The sequence below is a fragment of the Streptacidiphilus sp. ASG 303 genome (genome assembly GCF_020991365.1).
GTDB lineage: Bacteria > Actinomycetota > Actinomycetes > Streptomycetales > Streptomycetaceae > Peterkaempfera.
Window position 1 is genome coordinate 214463 of sequence record NZ_JAJLRA010000009.1, and the last position, 17763, is coordinate 232225.

Annotated in this window: 19 protein-coding genes; 12 read left to right on the forward strand and 7 right to left on the reverse strand. The window is 77.7% G+C overall.

Features of this window, described 5'->3' with window-relative positions:
* Window positions 1-360 precede the first annotated feature (360 nt).
* The 8 genes from LO771_RS15035 to LO771_RS15070 all read left to right on the forward strand — a co-directional run bounded on the left by LO771_RS15035 (window position 361) and on the right by LO771_RS15070 (window position 4578).
* Window positions 361-852 (forward strand): Asp23/Gls24 family envelope stress response protein, encoded by a 492-nt coding sequence (locus LO771_RS15035; protein WP_230652554.1) that lies wholly within the window; start codon window positions 361-363, stop codon window positions 850-852.
* A gap of 76 nt (window positions 853-928) precedes the next feature.
* On the forward strand, window positions 929-1102 hold the full coding sequence (locus tag LO771_RS15040; RefSeq protein ID WP_230652556.1) for a hypothetical protein: 174 nt from the start codon (window positions 929-931) through the stop codon (window positions 1100-1102).
* Complete coding sequence (locus LO771_RS15045) at window positions 1099-1500, forward strand: Asp23/Gls24 family envelope stress response protein (RefSeq protein ID WP_230652558.1); 402 nt, start codon at window positions 1099-1101, stop codon at window positions 1498-1500. Before LO771_RS15040 ends, LO771_RS15045 begins: the two co-directional genes overlap by 4 nt.
* A 118-nt stretch (window positions 1501-1618) precedes the next feature.
* Window positions 1619-2371: a DUF6286 domain-containing protein gene (locus tag LO771_RS15050; protein WP_230652560.1), complete on the forward strand. Its 753-nt coding sequence runs from the start codon at window positions 1619-1621 to the stop codon at window positions 2369-2371.
* A 117-nt stretch (window positions 2372-2488) separates the two neighbouring features.
* Window positions 2489-3109 carry an alkaline shock response membrane anchor protein AmaP gene (locus LO771_RS15055; protein WP_230652562.1) on the forward strand — a complete coding sequence of 207 codons (621 nt, stop codon included), beginning with the start codon at window positions 2489-2491 and terminating at the stop codon, window positions 3107-3109.
* 247 nt (window positions 3110-3356) lie between these two features.
* Window positions 3357-3674 (forward strand): hypothetical protein, encoded by a 318-nt coding sequence (locus LO771_RS15060; protein ID WP_230652564.1) that lies wholly within the window; start codon window positions 3357-3359, stop codon window positions 3672-3674.
* Between the two features lie 115 nt (window positions 3675-3789).
* The gene (locus LO771_RS15065; RefSeq protein ID WP_230652565.1) at window positions 3790-4332 is read left to right on the forward strand and encodes a general stress protein; all 543 of its coding nucleotides are present in this window, start codon (window positions 3790-3792) and stop codon (window positions 4330-4332) included.
* A 90-nt stretch (window positions 4333-4422) separates the two neighbouring features.
* Window positions 4423-4578, forward strand: coding sequence for a DUF6131 family protein (locus tag LO771_RS15070; protein ID WP_230652566.1), 156 nt, complete (start codon window positions 4423-4425; stop codon window positions 4576-4578).
* Window positions 4579-4801: 223 nt separating this feature from the next.
* Here the strand turns inward: LO771_RS15070 and LO771_RS15075 are convergent, their stop codons facing one another.
* Both LO771_RS15075 and LO771_RS15080 read right to left on the reverse strand, forming a co-directional pair.
* Window positions 4802-5965: a PP2C family protein-serine/threonine phosphatase gene (locus tag LO771_RS15075; RefSeq protein WP_230652567.1), complete on the reverse strand. Its 1164-nt coding sequence runs from the start codon at window positions 5963-5965 to the stop codon at window positions 4802-4804.
* A 190-nt stretch (window positions 5966-6155) separates the two neighbouring features.
* Window positions 6156-6653, reverse strand: coding sequence for a MarR family winged helix-turn-helix transcriptional regulator (locus tag LO771_RS15080; protein ID WP_230652568.1), 498 nt, complete (start codon window positions 6651-6653; stop codon window positions 6156-6158).
* Between the two features lie 50 nt (window positions 6654-6703).
* Here LO771_RS15080 and LO771_RS15085 point away from each other — a divergent pair, with 50 nt between their 5' ends.
* Window positions 6704-7150, forward strand: a complete 447-nt coding sequence (locus tag LO771_RS15085) for a nuclear transport factor 2 family protein (RefSeq protein ID WP_230652569.1) — start codon at window positions 6704-6706, stop codon at window positions 7148-7150.
* Window positions 7151-7234: 84 nt separating this feature from the next.
* On the opposite strand, the gene LO771_RS15090 is transcribed toward LO771_RS15085, so the two are convergent.
* The 3 genes from LO771_RS15090 to LO771_RS15100 all read right to left on the reverse strand — a co-directional run bounded on the left by LO771_RS15090 (window position 7235) and on the right by LO771_RS15100 (window position 10778).
* Entirely contained in the window at window positions 7235-7453 is a 219-nt protein-coding gene (locus LO771_RS15090) for a hypothetical protein (protein WP_230652571.1), read from the reverse strand.
* A gap of 504 nt (window positions 7454-7957) precedes the next feature.
* Window positions 7958-9766, reverse strand: a complete 1809-nt coding sequence (locus tag LO771_RS15095; RefSeq protein ID WP_230652573.1) for a gamma-glutamyltransferase family protein — start codon at window positions 9764-9766, stop codon at window positions 7958-7960.
* Between the two features lie 94 nt (window positions 9767-9860).
* Window positions 9861-10778 (reverse strand): NADP-dependent oxidoreductase, encoded by a 918-nt coding sequence (locus tag LO771_RS15100; RefSeq protein ID WP_230652620.1) that lies wholly within the window; start codon window positions 10776-10778, stop codon window positions 9861-9863.
* A 229-nt stretch (window positions 10779-11007) separates the two neighbouring features.
* Here LO771_RS15100 and LO771_RS15105 point away from each other — a divergent pair, with 229 nt between their 5' ends.
* On the forward strand, window positions 11008-11892 hold the full coding sequence (locus LO771_RS15105) for a LysR family transcriptional regulator (RefSeq protein WP_230652622.1): 885 nt from the start codon (window positions 11008-11010) through the stop codon (window positions 11890-11892).
* 71 nt (window positions 11893-11963) lie between these two features.
* Here LO771_RS15105 and LO771_RS15110 read toward each other — a convergent pair whose 3' ends face one another.
* The gene (locus tag LO771_RS15110; protein WP_230652575.1) at window positions 11964-12419 is read right to left on the reverse strand and encodes an STAS domain-containing protein; all 456 of its coding nucleotides are present in this window, start codon (window positions 12417-12419) and stop codon (window positions 11964-11966) included.
* Between the two features lie 359 nt (window positions 12420-12778).
* Here LO771_RS15110 and LO771_RS15115 point away from each other — a divergent pair, with 359 nt between their 5' ends.
* Both LO771_RS15115 and LO771_RS15120 read left to right on the forward strand, forming a co-directional pair.
* Window positions 12779-16963 carry a SpoIIE family protein phosphatase gene (locus tag LO771_RS15115; protein ID WP_374228175.1) on the forward strand — a complete coding sequence of 1395 codons (4185 nt, stop codon included), beginning with the start codon at window positions 12779-12781 and terminating at the stop codon, window positions 16961-16963.
* On the forward strand, window positions 16960-17256 hold the full coding sequence (locus LO771_RS15120; protein ID WP_230652577.1) for an STAS domain-containing protein: 297 nt from the start codon (window positions 16960-16962) through the stop codon (window positions 17254-17256). The genes LO771_RS15115 and LO771_RS15120 overlap by 4 nt, the downstream gene beginning before the upstream one ends.
* Before the next feature lie 67 nt (window positions 17257-17323).
* Here LO771_RS15120 and LO771_RS15125 read toward each other — a convergent pair whose 3' ends face one another.
* Entirely contained in the window at window positions 17324-17743 is a 420-nt protein-coding gene (locus LO771_RS15125) for an ATP-binding protein (protein ID WP_230652579.1), read from the reverse strand.
* Window positions 17744-17763: the final 20 nt, after the last annotated feature.

Sequence of the window (17763 nt, forward strand, 5' to 3'; positions counted from 1 at the left end):
GTGCCGGGCCGGGCGCCCCTGCCCTCCCGGCCCGGCAGCGGCCCGAGGACCGGCAGGACCGCGGCGGCGGCGGCCCGGGCGGCGGCAGCGGCGGCCGGGGCGGGGCGGAACCGGCTCGGGAACGGCGCGCGGGGGCCGGCAGGGCCGGGACCGACGCCGCATCGGGCGCCCTGCCTCCCCCGAACCGCCGCCTGCGCGGCAGCGCCGCACCGTTCGGTCACGTTCCATGCGGGTATCTGTCCCTGTGTGGTGATATGACCGAAAAACGCCTCCGGGCGTGAGGACGGACCACCGCATGTGTCGAATTCCACGACGGACATCGCACGGGTGTCCGCACACCGACCGATCGAGGCGACTGCCATGACGGACACCAGCGCCCAGCGCCCTGCCTCCACGGCTGGGCAGACGGGGGGCGGCGGCAAGACCCTGCAGGGCCGTGCCGGCGTCGGAGCCCCCGCCGAGACCCGGGGGAGGACCACCATCGCCGACAACGTGGTGGCGAAGATCGCCGGGATGGCGACCCGCGAGGTCCCCGGCATCCACAGCCTCGGTGCCGGGATGGCCCGCACCTTCGGCTCGATGCGCGACCGGGTGCCGGGGGCGGGGAGCAGCGTCACCCGCGGCGTGAAGGTGGAGGTCGGCGAGCGTCAGGCCGCCGTGGACCTGGACGTCGTCGTGGAGTACGGCGTGTCCATCGTCGACGTGGCGGGGGACGTGCGCGTCAGCGTGATCTCCGCCGTCGAGCGGATGACCGGGCTGGAGGTCGTCGAGGTGAACATCGCCGTGGACGACGTGCACCTGCCCGACGAGGAGGAGTCCGAGCTCGAACCCGGCGAGAGCCGGGTGAAGTGACCCGCACGCACGCCGCCGCCCCTCCGGGGGTGCGGCGGCCCGCGGGGACGGGAGCGGCACGAGAGAGGTGCGCGAGATGAACACAGCGACTGTGGGCCTGGCGGCCGGCATGGCCCTGGGCTTCGCCGGGTTCTTCGGCGGCTTCTGGGCGTTCCTGCTGGTGGCCGTCCTGGGCGGCGTGGGCCTGGTCGTCGGCCTGGCCCTGCAGGGCAGCCTGGACACCGGGTCGTTCCTGCGGCGGCAGCGGTGAGCACGCCGCACCAGGGACGGACCGGGCAGCCGGGGTCGCCGGAGCGGGCGGAGCAGCCCCGGCTGCCGCCCCCGGCGGAGCGCGGCGCGACCGTCGTCCCCGACCGGGTGGTGGCGCGGATCGCCGCCCGGGTCGCCCGGGAGTCGCTCGCCCGCCTGACCGGACCGGGCGGCGGCGGCCTCGCGGCACCCCAGGCGTCCGCGGCCACCGGCGGCGGGGCGGCGCGGCTGGAGCTCTCGCTCGACCTGCCGTACCCCGTGGACATCGCACGGGCCTCCCGCGAGGTCCGGGACGACGTGGCGGCGCGGGTGTCGCGGATGACGGGCATGGAGGTGCGGGAGGTCGCGCTGGTCGTCGAGCACCTGGTCCCCCGGAAGGGCGGCGGACGGGTCCGCTGACCTCCCCTCCCCCGGCCGCGCCCCCGCCGTACCGGCCCGGGCCCGCGGTCCCCCGGCTCCGGCCGCCGCGCCGCCGACGGCGTCCCGACCGGAGCAACGTCCGAAGGGACGGCACCCCATGACGCACCGACAGGACCCCCTGAGGAAGCAGGATCCCCCCCGGGAGCAGGAGACGGCACGGCCGCCCGCGGCGCTGGACACCGCCCCCGCAGACCCCCTGCCGGCCGGCACCGGACCGGCCGGAGGCGAACCGGTCGGAGGCGAACCGGCCGGCACCGGACCGACCGGCACCGGAGGGGCCGGGGGCCGGGACGGCGGCGCGGCGGGCGTGGCCCCCTCGCCCCGCCTGTGGTCGCCGCGCCGCGTTCCCGCGGCGCTGGTCGCCCTGGTGGTGCTGGTGGCCGCCGGAGCGGCCCTGTACGACGTCGTCGCGGTGCGCGCCGGGCGGCCCGCCTCGGCGTGGCGCCGGACCCTGGCGGACGAGCTGGCCACCCGGACGACGGGGGACGTGTGGATGCTCACCGGGGCGGCGGTGGCCGCCGCCTTCGGGCTCTGGCTCCTCGTCCTGGCCCTCACCCCCGGCCTGCGGAGGCTGCTCCCCCTGCACGCGCCGACCGGCGACTCCCCCGTGCGGGCCGTGCTGGACCGGCACGGCGCCGAGGTGCTGCTGCGGGACGCCGCCCTGCGCGTCCCCGGTGTCGGCCGGGCCCGGGTCAGGGTGCGCCGCCGTATCAAGGCACGTGCCGACGTCCGCTTCCGCGACCCGCGGCAGGTGCGGGAGGAGGTCGCCGGCGCCCTGCGGGAGGAACGCGACCGGCTCGCCCTGGTCCGACCGGAACGGGTGTCGGTGCGGGTCCGGCGCGCCCGCTGAACCGCGCCGCCCCCGCCCGCGGACCACGCGTCCCCCACCCCCGCACCCCCGCATCTCCGCACCCCCCGCACCGGGCGATCCGCGCACCGGGCGGCCCGACCGCCGGGAGGCGACCCCATGAAGCCGCGGACCACGACCAACCGCATCCTGCTGGCCCTCGCCGGCCTGCTGCTGCTCGGCGGCGGGCTGCTGGTGCTGACGGCCGGACTGGACCTGTACCGCCGGTGGAGTCTCGGACCGCCGTCCGGGTGGCCGCTGACGGGGCCGCACGACGTCCTGCTCGGCGCGGGCGACCGGGAGCGGTGGAGCAGCCAGGGCTGGTGGTGGTGGCCGGCCGTGATCGCCGCCCTGGCCGTGGTCGCCCTGCTCGCCCTGGGGTGGCTCCTCGCCCAGCTGCGGCGGCCGCGGCCGGGCCGGCTGCCGGTCTGGGGCACGTCCCCGGCCGGGGAGCCCGAGGAGGGCGTCGAGGTGCGCGACGGGGCACTGGGCGACGCGATCGCCGCGGAGGCCGCCGGCCTGCCGGGCGTGGTGCAGGCCGGGGCCCGGATGTCCGGGCGGGCCGCACGGCCCGAGGCCCGGGTGGACCTCGCCCTCGGCACCGGGGCCTCCCCCCGTGAGACGCTCCGCGCCCTCGCCGACGGCCCCCTGGAGCGGGCCAGGCGGTCCGCCGGGTGGCGGCGACTGCCCGCGGACGTCCGGCTCCGCGTCGCCCGGCACGGCCCCCGGCGCGCGGAGTGACGGCGCCGGACGGAGGCCCGGGGACCCCGGGGCCCGGGGATGCGGGGATGCGGGGATGCGGGGATGCGGAGGCGCTGGGATGCGGGGACACGGGGCGCGCGGAGAGGGGCGGGCACCCGGCCGACCGGGGGACGCTGCCGTCCGGGGCGGTGAGCCGCCGCGTTCGGGGAAGGCACCGTGACGGACCGCAGGGCCCCGCACACGGTCCGGGGCCGCCGTCGCGAGGAGTTGTGAGGAGCTGCACGCCATGACCACGTACGTCATCACCATCCCCGGCACCTTCCTGGAGGAGCTGACCGGTGACGCGCGGACGACGCTGCTGGAGCGGCTGCGCCCGTCGGACCCGCAGCAGACCGAACTGGGCGAGGCCGAGGACCTGGACGTCCTCACCGTCAACGACAACGGCACGTTCAGCATCCGGCTGGAGGTGGAGGCGGAGGACACCCGCTCCGCGGAGGCAGACGCCGCGGCGGTGGCGGGCGCCGCCCTGCGCGACGCGGGGTTCACCGGGGACACCGCCCCGCTGGGGCATCCCGCGGTGACCGGCATCGACACGCACGGTTGAGAGGGCCGGAGCGGCATGTCCGCTGCCCTTCGGGGCAGGGGAAGGCCGGGGGCGGATCACGGACGACAGCGGACGACGGACAGGCTGCGGACACCGGACGGCGGAGGGATCGGAGATGACGGCACAGGACCGGTCCCCACTGGACCCCGTGGCGGCCGCGTGGAACACCGTGGGGAGCTACGGCACCTACGAGGAGGCGCAGGCCGCCGTCGACCGGCTCTCCGACGAGCACTTCCCCGTGGAGAACCTCGACATCGTGGGGTCGGGCCTGCGCCTCGTGGAGCACGTCACCGGGCGGCTGACCCGTGGACGGGCCGCGGCTGCCGGCGCGGCCAGCGGCGCCTGGTTCGGCCTGTTCATCGGGCTGCTGGTCGGCCTGTTCACCAGCGGCCCGGCCTGGTTCGGGCTGATCCTCGGCGGCCTCCTGATCGGCGCGCTGTGGGGCGCCGTCTTCGGTTTCGTCGGCCACGCCGCGACCGGCGGGCGGCGCGACTTCTCCTCCACCCGGTCGCTGGTCGCCTCGCGGTACGACGTGATCGCCCGCGGCGGTCGCGCGGAGGAGGCCCGGACCGTGCTCGAACGGGCCGGCCTCGACACGGGGGCAGGTACCGGCACCGGTACCGGCACGAGCACCGGCGGCCGGCCCCCCGCGGGGTGAGGTCCTCCGGGTCCCGCCCCGGGTGGAGGCGCCACCGGTCGTCCGGCACCGCGGGGACAGCAGAGTCGAAGTGGAAAGAAGGAGGGCGCGATGATCATCCTCGGAGTCATCCTGCTCGTCGTGGGCTTCTTGACCGGCATCTCCATCCTGTGGACGATCGGGATCATCCTGCTCGTCATCGGGGTGGTCCTGATGCTGCTGGGCGCGACCGGCCGCGCCGTCGGCGGCCGCAAGCACTACTGGTAGGCGTAGGAGCCGCCCGCGGCCCAGGCCCGCGCCCGTGAGGGGGACCCGGCAGTCCGCCGGGTCCCCCCGGCACGTCCGGGGCGGGGCGCACACCGGCACGGCGCGCACGGAGCGGCCCGCCGGCCCGCCGTCCGCCGGCCCGCCGCCCGCCGGTGCGTCACCCGCCGTCGCCCCCCACACCGGTGCGCCGCGCCGCCCCGGGACGCCGCCTCCCGGCGTGCGTTCAGGACTGGCGCCCCCGCCAGTCCAGGCAGAGCACCACCGCGTCGTCCTCGACCGGGAGCGTTCCGCGGTGCCCCGCCAGCTCGCGCAGGACGGCGCGCGGGACGTCGGCGGGCGGCAGCAGCCGGGTCGCGAGCACCGCGCGGGCGAGGGCCCGCTCGCCGTACTGCTCCCCCTGGGCCGAGGCCGCGGCGTGGACGCCGTCGCTGACGACGACGAGGCGGTCGCCGGGCTCGACCCGCGTCTCCTGGACCGCGTACAGGGTCTCCTCCAGCATGCCGAGCGGCAGCTGCGCGTCGAAGGAGAGCGGCGCCGCCTCCCCGTCCCGGACCAGGAACGCCCGGGGCGACCCGGCGTCCACGACCTCCACCCGGCCGGTGGCGAGCTCGAAGCGCATGAGCAGCACCGAGACGTAGCGCTCGCCCCGGTACTGGGCCCAGACCGCCTGGTCCGCCAGGGCCACCTGGTCCGCCAGGGGGATGCCGGCGCGCCGGGCGTTGCGGAGCGCGTTGACGGCGAGGCTGGTGAGCAGGGACGCCGCGATGCCGTCGCCCATGCCGTTGGTGACCGCGACGGTGAGGTGGTCGGCGTCCGCGGACCAGTCGAAGTTGTCGCCGCGGACGTGGTAGGCCGGCTCCAGCTGGGCGCCGACGGTGTACTCGGGACGGGCGCAGGACCGGCCGGGCAGGAGCTGCCACTGCATCTCGGCGGCCAGGGTCAGGCGGCTCCTGCGCCGGGCCTGGAGGTACAGGTCGGTGTCCCGTTCGGCGACGGCGACGTGGTGCGCGGCGATCTCGGCGATCTCGGCGACCTCCTCCACCGTCCGCGGGCCGGGCGCCTCCGGGAGGACGACGCTCAGCACCCCGATCCGGTCGCCGCGGACGCTGACCGGGACGTGGAGGGTACAGGTGCCGTCCCCGTGCTGCTCGGCGTGGGGCTGCTGGGACCCGAACGCGCGGCCGGCGGCGCTGGAGTGCACGGGCACGGCCTTGGCGGTGTGGGGCAGGAGCGTCACGGGCTGCAGCACGGTGAGGCCGTAGTCGGCCATCAGCAGGTCGGTGGCGAGGGCGGCGTAGTGGTCGGCGAGCGCGTCCCGCAGCACGTCCAGGAGTCTGTGCGGCGCTGCGGCGCGCAGTGCGCGTTCGATGGACAGGAGGGTGTTCACCGGTTCGGGAGGGCCTTCCGCGGGTGTCGACGGGGCGGCCCGGCGGACGGCGTGCCGCGCCGTCCGCGTGCGACCGGGCCGGGTGGCCCGGCGGGCTCTGACGACAGTGTGCAGGACGTGCGAAGGGAAGCGCACGCCGTCCCCCGAAACGGCCCCGACCTGGTCCGACGGCACCCGTTCGGCGGTCCTCTCAGCGCGGCGGGAGCACCTGGCGGCGGCGGACCGCGTCGGCGCCGCCCGTCTCCTCCAGGAGCCCGGCCAGCAGCTCCCGCACCTCCGCCAGGCGCCCGGCGCCCCAGCGCCGCGCGAGGCGGTCCTCCAGGTCCGCGCGCGCCCGTCGGGCCGCCTCGACGGCCGCCCTGCCGCGCGGGGTGAGGCGCACCCTCCGCACGCGGGCGTCGCGAGGGTCCGGGACGCGCTCGGTGTAACCGAGGCCCTCGAGTTCGGCCACCGCCTTGGAGGCCCCCTGCTGGGTCATGCCGAGTGCGGCGGCGAGGTCGCCGACGGTGGGGTCGGCGGCGACGAGCTGCTGGAAGACGTACCCGTGGGAGAAGCGCAGGTCGCCGAAGCCCTCGCGGGCGAGGGCCGCCTGCACGAGGTCGGCGGCGGCGAACCCGGCGAGGAGGGAGAGGGTGCCGGTGTCGAGGTCGGCGGGCCGGGGGGCGTCGGGGGCGGAGGGGGCTGCCATGGCACGACACTACATTTGACAACCAAGGTTGCACAACTACTGTTGTCCATATGGACACGCATCAGCACCCCCACATCGACCTGGCCGTCCGCTACCACGACGCCGTCGCCGCCGGCGCCTCGGGCGAGGAGCTCGCCCGCTTCTTCACCCCCGACGCGGTCCACCGCGAACTCCCCAACCTGCTGTTCCCCGACGGGGCGGTCCGCGACGTCGCCGGACTGTGCGAGGCGGCCGAGCGCGGCCTGCGGCGGCTGTCGGGGCAGCGCTTCGAGGTGCTGGACGCCGTCGCGTCGGACGACCGGGTCGCCCTGGAGGTCCGCTGGGAGGGCGTCCTCGCCGAGGCGATGGGGCCGCTGCCCGCAGGGCACGTCCTGCGGGCCCACATCGCCACGTTCCTGGAGATCCGCGACGGGAGGATCGCGGCCCAGCGCAACTACGACTGCTACGAGCCGCTGCGGGCCGCCGGGGAGTCCGCCGGCGGTGCCCCGGCGGTGTGACGCCGTCATGGCGCCGGCCCGCGCCGCCCCGGGCGGGGCGGCGCGGGCCGCGGGACGCCCGAGGGGGCGCCGTCGCCGGGCGGGCTACTTCTTCTCGTAGGTGGAGAGGGCGAGGCCGAGGCCGAAGAAGGTGGGCGCCCACTCGCCGATGAAGATGCCCCAGCGGTCGGCCCGCTCCTCGCCCTTCTTCTCCACGCTCATGGAGACGGCCCAGGAGATGAGGGACAGGCCGATGGAGGCGAAGCCGGCGGCGTAGGCGTGCTCGGCGCGGATGCCCGAGTCGTGGAGCTTCTTGACGATCATGCTGGGTCTCGCTTCCGGAGAGGGCCCCCGCGGGCCGGGCGGCCGGGGGCGCTGCTGCGCGCTGCCTGCCGGGTACGGGGGTCGCGGCAGCCGGCCCCAGCGCGCACGGGCCGACCGTTCCATCCCATCCCGCGGCGGCGGCGCCCGCCATCCGGCTCGTCCGACCGGGGCACGGGCGGGACGGGGCGGGGATGGACGGGGGCCGGACGGGGCGGGGCGGGGGCGGGGCCGGACGGGGCGCACGCGGGGCGCGGACCGCACGCACGAGGGGCCGGCCGCCGTGGGGGTGGAGGACCGGCCCCTCCGGTCCTTCTTCGGGCCGGGCCGCCCGGGCGGATGCCGTTCCCGGAGACCTGTTCCGGACTCCTCCGTTCCGCACCGCCCGCCCCACGGCCGCCGGCCGCCCGCTCGCGCGGCCGCCCGTCGCCCCGCCGCCCGCCAGCGGCCGTCCGAGCCCCGGGGGCCCGGCAGCTCAGCGGCCCGGCGGCCCGGCGGCCCGGGGGCTCAGCGGCCGACCGCGTAGCCCTGCATGCCCCGCGGGTTGGCCGCCGCCGACAGGACGCCCGTCCGCGGGTCCCGGGCGACGGCGCACACGCGCCCCTCGGACCAGGGGCCGGCGAGGGTGACCCGGTGGCCGCGGCGGCGCAGTCCGGCGACCGCCTCCTCACCGAGGCGGTCCTCCACGACCAGGCTTCCGGGCAGCGTGGTGCGCGGGTAGAAGGAGCTGGGGAAGGCGTCGGTGTGCCAGCCCGGCGCGTCGACGGCGCCCTGGAGGTCCAGGCCGCCCCGGACCGGCGGCAGGAGCGCGGCGCCGAGGAAGAAGTGCAGGCCCCACTGGTCCTGCTGGTCGCCGCCGGGCGTGCCGAAGGCCATGACGGGCTCCCCGTCGCGCAGCGCCAGCGAGGGGCTGAGCGTGGTGCGGGGGCGGCGGCCGGGGGTCAGGGTGTTGGGCAGGCCGGGCTCCAGCCACGCCATCTGCAGCCGGGTGCCCAGCGGGAAGCCGAGTTCGGGGACCACGGGACTGGACTGCAGCCAGCCGCCGCTGGGCGTGGCGGCGACCATGTTGCCCCAGCGGTCCACGACGTCGACGTGGCAGGTGTCGCCGCGGGTGGCGCCGTCGCGGGCGACGGTGGGCTCGCCCGCTCCCGACGGCAGGGCGCCGGGGCCGTCGGCGGGGTCGGCGGCGGCGCGCAGGACGTGGGCGGGCAGCCGGGGCGTCCGGCCGTCGGGCGATCCGGGCCGCAGGCCGAGGTCGGCGCGCTCCCCCACCAGGGCCCGCCGCGCCTCGGCGTAGGCCGGGGAGAGCAGGGCCTCGAGCGGGACCTCGGCGGCGTCGCCGTACCAGGCCTCGCGGTCGGCCATGGCGAGCTTGGTGCCCTCGGCGAGGGTGTGGACGTACGCGTCGGTGCCCGGCCGGGTGCCGTCGCGACCGAAGCCGTCGGGCAGCAGGGCGAGCTGCTGGAGCATGGCGGGGCCCTGGCTCCAGGGGCCCGCCTTGCACACCGTCCAGCCGTTCCAGTCGTACGTGGCCGGCTCCTCGTAGGAGGCGCGGTAGGACACCAGGTCGTCGCCGGTGAGGGTGCCGGCGTGGCGCTCCCCCGAGGTGTCCAGGGCGGGCCGGGCGGCGGCGCGGACGAGGGCCTCGGCGACGAAGCCCTCCCGCCAGACGCGGCGGGCGGCCTCGATCTGCTCCTCCCTGCCGGTGGCGGCGGCCTCCGCCTCGGCGGTGAGGCGCTGCCAGGTCGCCGCGAGGGCGGGGTTGCGCAGGAGGGCGCCGGGCCGGGGGGACCGGCCGCCGGGCAGCCAGAGGGCGGCGGAGTCGGTCCACTCCTCCTCGAAGAGCGTGCGGACGCTCTCCACGGTGGCGCCGATCCGCTCGACGGCGGGGTGGCCCGCCTCGGCGTAGTGGACGGCGTACCGCAGCACCTGGCGGAGCGTGCGGGTGCCGTGGTCGCGGAGCAGCAGCATCCACGCGTCGAACGCGCCGGGGACGGCGGCGGCCAGCGGGCCGGTGCCGGGCACCAGGTCGAGTCCGAGGCCCGTGCAGTGCTCCACGGTGGCCCCGGCCGGGGCGGGCCCCTGCCCGCACAGGACCCTCGGCGGGCCGCCGGCCGGGGCGAGGAGGATCGGCACCTCGCCCGCCGGGCCGTTGAGGTGGGGCTCGACGACGTGGAGGACGAAGCCCGCGGCGACGGCGGCGTCGAAGGCGTTGCCGCCCTCCTCCAGGACCGCCATGGCGCACTGCGAGGCGAGCCAGTGGGTGGACGACACCATGCCGAAGGTGCCCTGCAGGGTGGGTCGGGTCGTGAACACGCCGTCACCCTAGCGGCGGGGGCCGGGCGGAGGGCACCCGCGGGGGGCGGGCCCGGCGTGACGGCCGCACCGCCGCACCGGGCCCGCCGCGGCGTCAGACCTTGACGACGATCTTGCCGTGGACGTGGCCGCCGCGGCTCAGCTCGAAGGCGTCGGCCAGCTCCTCCAGGGGGAAGGTCCGCTCGACCGGGACGGTGAGCCTCCCCTCGTCGGCGAGCGCGCCCAGGGCCGCCAGGTCCTCGCCGCTCGGCCGCACCCACATCCACTGGCCGCCGGCGCCGATCACGGAGTCGTCCGCGATGGAGGCGTGCCGGCCGCCCTCGCGGAGCACCGCCAGGGTCGCGTCGAGGACGCCGCCGACGAAGTCCGCGACCACGTCGACGCCCTCCGGCGCCAGGGCGCGGACCCGGTCGGGCAGGCCCTCGCCGTACGCCACCGGCTCGGCGCCGAGGGCGCGCAGCCGGTCGTGGTTGCCGGGGGACGCGGTGCCGATGACGCGGGCGCCCAGGGCGCGGGCGATCTGCACGCCCAGGGAGCCGACGCCGCCCGCGGCGCCGTGGACGAGCACGGTGTCGCCGGAGCCGGTGCCGAGGCGGGTGAGGAGCTGGTAGGCGGTGAGGCCGGCGAGCGGCAGGCCCGCGGCCTGCTCCCAGCTCAGCGAGGCGGGCTTGGCCGCGAGGGCGCGCACGGGCACGGTCACCAGCTCGGCGAAGGTGCCGCCGTGGACGTAGTCCTTGCGGGCGTAGGCGACCACCTCGTCGCCGACGGAGAACTCGGGGGTGTCGATGCCGACCTGCTCGACGACACCGGCGACGTCCCAGCCGGGGACGACCGGGAAGACGGTGTCCATGAGCCCGTCGAGGCCGCCCGCCATGAGCTTCCAGTCCACGGGGTTCACGGCGGCGCAGCGCACCCGGACGAGGACCTCGCCGGGGCCGACCTTGGGGCGCGGGAGGCGGGCGGGCGCGAGGACCTCGCTGCCGCCGTAGGTCTCGTAGGCCATCGCCCGCATGGTGTTCTCGCCGGTTCCGCCCTGGGGGGCCGCGCTGTTCTGGGACATGGTTCGCCTTTCACGGGAACGGGCGGATCGGGCACCGCCCACCGGGGTCACGTCCCCCACCGTAGGCATCCCCGCACATCGGCGGCCAATAGGATGGGCCGCCCGGAGGCATAGGGGATCCGATGGCGGGCCGTCCGGGGGCGGCCGGGCCGCGGGAGGAGGGCGGCGGCGCGTGGACCTGATGCTGCTGCGGACGTTCCTGGAGGTCTACCGGGCGGGGTCGTTCACCTCGGCCGCGGCCCGGCTGGGCCTGTCCCAGCCCACCGTGACGGCGCAGGTGCGCGCACTGGAGCGCGACCTGGGGCACCCGCTGTTCGAGCGGCTGCCGCGCGGGGCCGCCCCGACCGGGGCGGCGGAGGAGCTGGCGGCGCGGGTGGCGCAGCCCCTGGACGCGCTGGCGGAGGTCGCCGCCTCCCGGGGCGGGGCGGACCCGGCGGCCGGCACGGTGCACCTGGGGGGACCGGCGGAGTTCCTGACCGCCCTGGTGCTGCCGGCGCTGGCGCCGCTGGTGGACCGGGGCCTGCGGCTGCGGGTCTCCGTCGGGCTGGCCGACGACCTGCTGGCGGGGCTGGTGGCGGGCCGCCACGACCTGGTGGTCTCCAGCGTGCGGCCGCGGGTGCGGGGGGTTGCGGCGGAGCCGCTGGCCGACGAGGAGTTCGTGCTGGTGGCGTCGCCCGGCACGGCGGCCCGGATCGGCGCGGACCGGGTGGCCTCGGAGGGCGCGGCGGCGCTGCGCGGGGTCCCGCTGGTGGCGTACGCCGAGGACCTGCCGATCGTGCGCCGGTACTGGCGGGGTGTCTTCGGCTCCCGGCCCGCCGGGGCCGCCGCCGTGGTCGTCCCGGACCTGCGGGGGGTGCTGGCGGCCGTCGCGGCGGGCGCCGGGGTGAGCGTGCTGCCCCGCTACCTGTGCGCGGAGGGCCTGGCCCGCGGCGAGGTGGTGGCCCTGCTCGACCCGCCGGAGCCGCCGATCAACACCCTGCACCTGGCCCGCCGGGCCGGGGGCGGGCACCCGCCCCTGCTGGCCGCCGTGGGCGACCGGCTGCGGGAGGCCGCCCGGGAGTGGTGAGCGCCGCCCGGCACGGGTGCCGCCCGGCGCGTCGGCGCCGCCTGCGGACCGGCGTCCTCCGGGCGGAGGGGTCAGTGAGCGTCGGGGCCGACGGCCCGGACGGCCTCCTCGACGCTCCCGTGGAAGGAGAGGATCTGGTCGAGGCCGACGACGTGGAAGACCCGGCTGATGTCGGGGTCGAGGCCGGCCAGGGCGAGGGCGGCCCCGGCGGCCCGGGCGCGCTGGTGCGCCCCCACCAGCACGGTGATGCCGATGGAGTCGCAGTAGGTGAGGCCGGAGAGGTCGAGGACCAGGCCCGCGCCGGGGGCGAGGACGACCTCCGCCAGGGCGGCCTGCAGGCGGGGGGCGGTGTGGTGGTCGAGATCGCCCGCGACGGTCACCAGGCTCGGCCCGCCGGGGGCGGCCCCCACGGTCACGGCGAGGCCGGAGTCGGCCGGGCCGAAGCCGTGGGAGCCCGGGCCGCCGAGGCCCGGGCCGGGGGCGCCGGGGCCGTGCGGACGGGGGTCGGGCTGGTCGGAGTCGGGCACCTGGGGATCTCCTAGACGGGGCGCGGGCGGGGGGACGGCCGGGGCGGAGGTGACGCGCGGAAGCGTATGCCCCGGAGGGGGCCGGTCACCCGGCCCGGCGGCGGGGCGGTCCGGCGGGGCGGCGGGCGGTCCCGCCGCGCGCTGCGCTGTCCGCGGTCGGCATGCGGGTGTGTCCTCCTCGCCCGGTCCGCCCCCCGGGACGGGGGAGGCGCCGGACACGGGGCCCGGCTGGCCTATCCTACGGAACCGGCCCCGCACCTGCGGCGCAGGCCGCCGGGAACCGGTTGGCCGGCGGCGCGAGGGGCAGGCGGTCCCGGGCACGGGCCCGGCACGGAGGCAGGAGACGGAGTGGACGAGGCATGAGCGCGGAGCACACCGAGTCACCCGGCAGGCTGTTCCCGGGCAAGGGCGAGATGGCGCGGCGGGTGCGCGACTACCCGTGGGCGGCGTCGCCGGTGGGTGATCCCGCGTCGTGGCCGGAGAGCATGCGCACCGCCCTCCGGATCTGCCTGACCTCCCGGTTCCCGATGATCGTGTGGTGGGCCCCGGACCTGCGCTTCGCCTACAACGACGCCTACCTGCCGCTGCTGGGGACGAAGCACCCCGCGCTGGCCAGGCCGGGGGCGGAGGTGTGGGGGGACATCTGGCACATCGTGGGCCCGATGCTGGAGTCGGTGCTGGAGACCGGCGAGGCCACCTGGTCGGAGGACCTCCTGCTGCCGATGGACCGGCACGGCTACTGGGAGGAGACCTACTGGACCTACTCCTACAGCCCGATCCACGACGACTGCGGCACCGTCCGCGGTGCGTTCACCGCCGTCAACGAGACCACCGAGCGCGTCGTGGGCGAGCGGCGGCTGGCGGCCCTGCAGGACCTGGGCGCCCAGGCGGGCACCGCCCGCACGGTCGGGGAGGCCTGCGGGCTGGTCGCCGCGGCGCTGGAGCGGGCCTCGGCCGACGTGCCGTACGCGGCGGTCCACCTGCGCAGCCCGGACACCGGCGGCCTGGTCCTGGCCGCGAGCAGCCCGGCCGGCGCGGACCCGGTCCCGCTGCCCGGCGGCCCCGGCGGGTGGCCGCTGGAGGAGGTGCTGCGGACCGGGCGGGCCGCGACCGTGGGCGACCTGGCCGCGCGCTTCGGCGAGCTGCCCGGCGGCAGCTGGGGCCGGCCCCCGGCCGAAGCCGTGGTGCTGCCGCTGCCCGGCGAGACCGGTGCGGAGCCGGTCGGGGTGATCGTCCTCGCGGCGAGCGCCGGGCGGGCCCTGGACGAGGCGTACCGGACCTTCCTGGACCTGGTCGCCCAGCACACGGCGGCGCTGGTCAACGGCGCGGTGGCCTACCAGGTGCAGCAGCACCGGGCGGAGGAGCTGGCCGAGCTGGACCGGGCCAAGACCGCGTTCTTCTCCAACATCAGCCACGAGTTCCGCACCCCTCTGACCCTGATCATGGGGCCGCTGGAGGAGCTGCGCGCGGAGCTGTCCGGGTTCGACGAGCACGTCCGCGAGCAGGTGGAGGTCATCCACCGCAACGGGCTGCGGATGGGCCGGCTGGTCACCACCCTGCTCGACTTCTCCCGCATCGAGGCGGGCCGGATGCAGGCCCGCTACGAGCCGGTGGACCTCTCGGTGTTCACCGCCGAGCTCGCCAGCGTCTTCCGCTCGGCGGTGGAGCGGGCCGGCCTGGCGTTCGAGGTGGACTGCCCCCCGCTGCCGCAGCCGGTGCACCTCGACCGCGGCATGTGGGAGAAAGTGGTCCTCAACCTGCTGAGCAACGCGCTGAAGTTCACCTTCGACGGTGCCATCCGGGTCGCGCTCGGCACGGAGGACGGGCAGGCGGTGCTGCGGGTCTCGGACACGGGCACCGGGATCGCGGCGGAGGAGATGCCGCGGCTGTTCGAGCGCTTCCACCGCATCCCGAACGTCCGCTCCCGGTCGGAGGAGGGCAGCGGCATCGGCCTCGCGCTGGTGCAGGAGCTGGTGGGGCTGCACGGCGGCACGATCACCGCCGACAGCGTCGAGGGGGCGGGGACGGTCTTCACCGTCCGGCTGCCCTTCGGCCACGCCCACCTCCCGGCGGACCGGCTGGCCGAGCCGGGCCCGGCCGCCGTCTCCGCCACCGCGGAGCCGTTCGTGCAGGAGGCGCTGCGGTGGCTGCCGCGGCCGTCCGCGGCGCAGGAGCCGCCGGAGGGGCCGCCGTGGGCGGGGCGGCACCCGCAGGAGGGCGACGGCGGGCCGGACGGCGCGGCGCAGGACGGCACGGCACGGGACGGCGGGGCGCGGCAGGGCGCGCGGGTGCTGGTCGCCGACGACAACGCCGACATGCGCGAGTACCTGGCGCGGCTGCTGGAGCCCCGCTACCGCGTCACCGCGGTCCCCGACGGCCTGGCCGCCCTGGCGGAGGCCCGCCTCGGCCGGACCGACCTCGTCGTGAGCGACGTGATGATGCCGGGCATGGGCGGCCTGGAGCTGGTGGCGGCGCTGCGCGCCGACCCGCGGACCGCCGGGATCCCGGTCCTGCTGCTCTCCGCCAGGGCCGGCGAAGAGGCCTCGATCGAGGGGCTGGAGGCGGGCGCGGACGACTACCTGGTCAAGCCGTTCTCCGCCCAGGACCTCCTCGCCCGGGTCCGGACCAACCTGGAGCTGGCCCGGGTGCGCAACCACCACGCCGGGTGGCGGGCGGCCATGGTGGCGTCGCTGCAGGAGGGGTTCTTCGTCTGCGACTCGGACGGCGCGGTCGTCGAGATCAACACCGCCTTCACCGACATCCTGGGCTACGGGCCGGAGGGCCTGCCCTACCCCCCGCAGTACCCGTGGTGGCCCGCGCCGTCGGTCGACCCCGAGGCCCACGAGCGGGCCGGCGAGGCGTACGCGCAGCTGATGGGCGACCGGCGCGGCAGCTTCACCGTCCCGGTGCTGCACCGCGACGGGCACCGGATCTGGGTGGCGGCCACCTTCAGCACGGTGGAGGACCCCGAGACCGGCGAGCAGATGCGCGTGGGGACCGTCCGCGACGTCACCGCGGAGCGGTTCGCCGCGCAGCGGGAGGCGGCGCTCACCGCGATGAGCGTGCGGCTGTCCCAGGCGTCCAGCGTGCCGGATGCCGTCCGGGCGGCGCTGGACGCGCTGGGCGGGCTGTGGCACACCCGGTCCGTGCTCGCCGTCACCTGGCGCGGCGGCGGCGGCGAGCCGGCCGTGACCGGCCCGGACGGCGGCCTGCGGTGGCAGGACCTGCCGGAGCAGAGGCGCCGGGCGGTCGAGGCCCTGCGCGGCCACCCGCCGCTGCACCCCGCCGCCTCGGAGGACCCCGCGGGCCTCGGGGTCACCCTGGACCACCCCGAGGGCCTGCTGTCCCTGTGGCTCGAACCCGATCCCGCCCGCCCCTTCGGCGACGAGGACCCGACGCTGCTGGGACTGCTGGCCGGGCACCTCGGCCAGGCGCTGCGCCGCGCCCACCAGACCGACCAGCAGCGCGAGGTCGCCCTCACCCTGCAGCGGGCCATCCTCGGCCCGGACCGGCTCCCCTCCGGGTTCGCGGTCCGCTACGAGCCGGCCACCCGCCCGCTGGAGGTCGGCGGCGACTGGTACGACACCGTGGAGCTGCCGGACGGCCGCATCGGGATCGTCGTCGGCGACTGCGTGGGGCGCGGCCTGTCCGCCGCCACGGTGATGGGGCAGCTGCGCAGCGCCTGCCGCGCGCTGCTGCTGCAGGCCTCCGGTCCGGCGGAGACCCTGACCTCACTGGACCGGTTCGCCGCGCTCGTGCCCGGCGCGCTGTGCACCACCGTCTTCTGCGGCATCCTCGACCCCGGCAGCGGGCGCCTGGTGTACTCCAGCGCCGGGCACCCCCCGGGCATCCTCGCCCACCCGGACGGGCGCACCGAGCTGCTGGAGGGGGGCCGCTCGACCCCGCTGGCCGTGCGCCCGGGGCACCCGAGGCCCGAGGCCGAGCGCACCGTGCCGGCCCGGTCCACGCTGCTGCTGTACACCGACGGGCTGGTGGAGCGGCGGCGCCGGCCGCTGACGGCCGGGGTGGACCAGGCGGCGGCCGCGGTCGGCGGCGGCCGCGGCGCCCCGCTGGAGGAGCTGGCGGTGCGGCTCATGGAGCGGCTCGCCCCGGAGGGGGGGTACGACGACGACGTGGCCTTCCTCCTGTACCGCCACCCGGGGCCGCTGGAGGTCTCGTTCCCCGCGGAGTCCGGCCGGCTGGCCCAGGTCCGCGGCGCGCTGCGGGAGTGGCTGGCCCGCTGCGACCTGCCGCCCCGGCAGGCGCAGGGCGTGCTCGTCGCGGCCGGCGAGGCCTGCGCGAACGCCATCGAGCACGGGCACCGCGACCACCCGGGGCAGCAGGTGCGGCTCACCGCGACCGCGACCGCGGACGGGCTGCGGCTGACCGTCGCCGACTCCGGGCGCTGGAAGACGCCCGATCCCGGCTCCAACGCCCACCGGGGCCGGGGACTGACCCTCATGCGTGCACTGATGCAGCAGGTGACCATCGACACCGGTGACGGCGGGACCACCGTCGACATGCAGACGAGGATCGGCAGATGACCACTCGGCTCCGCCTCGACACCGGCAGACGGCCGGACGGGACCCCGGTCCTCACGGCCGCGGGCGAGATCGACATGAGCAACGCCGGGGAGTTCACGGCCGCGGTCGCCGGGGCCGTGCCCGCCTCGGGCCGCCTGGTCGTGGACCTGACCGCCGTCGAGTACCTCGACAGCGCCGGGCTGATCACGCTGTTCACCCACGCCGAGCGCATCCACCTGGTCGCCCCGGCGCTGCTGGGGCCGGTGCTGACCGTCTCCGGGCTCACCGAGCTGACCACGGTGGACATCGCCTGAGGGCCGGCACCGCGGGGTGCGCGGCGGTGCGGGGTCCGCGGCGGCCCGCGGCGGCGCGGGCCGCGCCTCAGGCGGGGCCGGTGTCCACCACGGCGACGACGCTCTTGCCCGTGCCGTGGGCGGCGTCCTCCACGGTGAGGCGGCGGGAGAGCTGCGCCACCAGGTGCATCCCGAAGCCGCCGGTGCCCGTGCTCAGGTCGGCGGGCCGGGGGTCGGGGCGGACGGGGCTGGTGTCCTGGACGGCGACGCGGACGGCGCCGGGACCGGCGTCCACCGTCAGCACGCAGGGGCCGGGCGCGTGGCGGACGGCGTTGGTGACGAGCTCGGAGACGACCAGCAGGACGCGCTCGGCGTCGTGGGGTCCGGCGCCCGCGGCGGCGAGGTGCTCCGCGGCCAGGCGGCGAGCCTCCCCCACGGTGCCCGGGGAGCCGTCGAAGCGCGCCCGGAGCGGTGGCCCTCCGGAGGTGTGCGGCTGTACGGAGTCCACGTCGCCCCCCTCGTTCACGG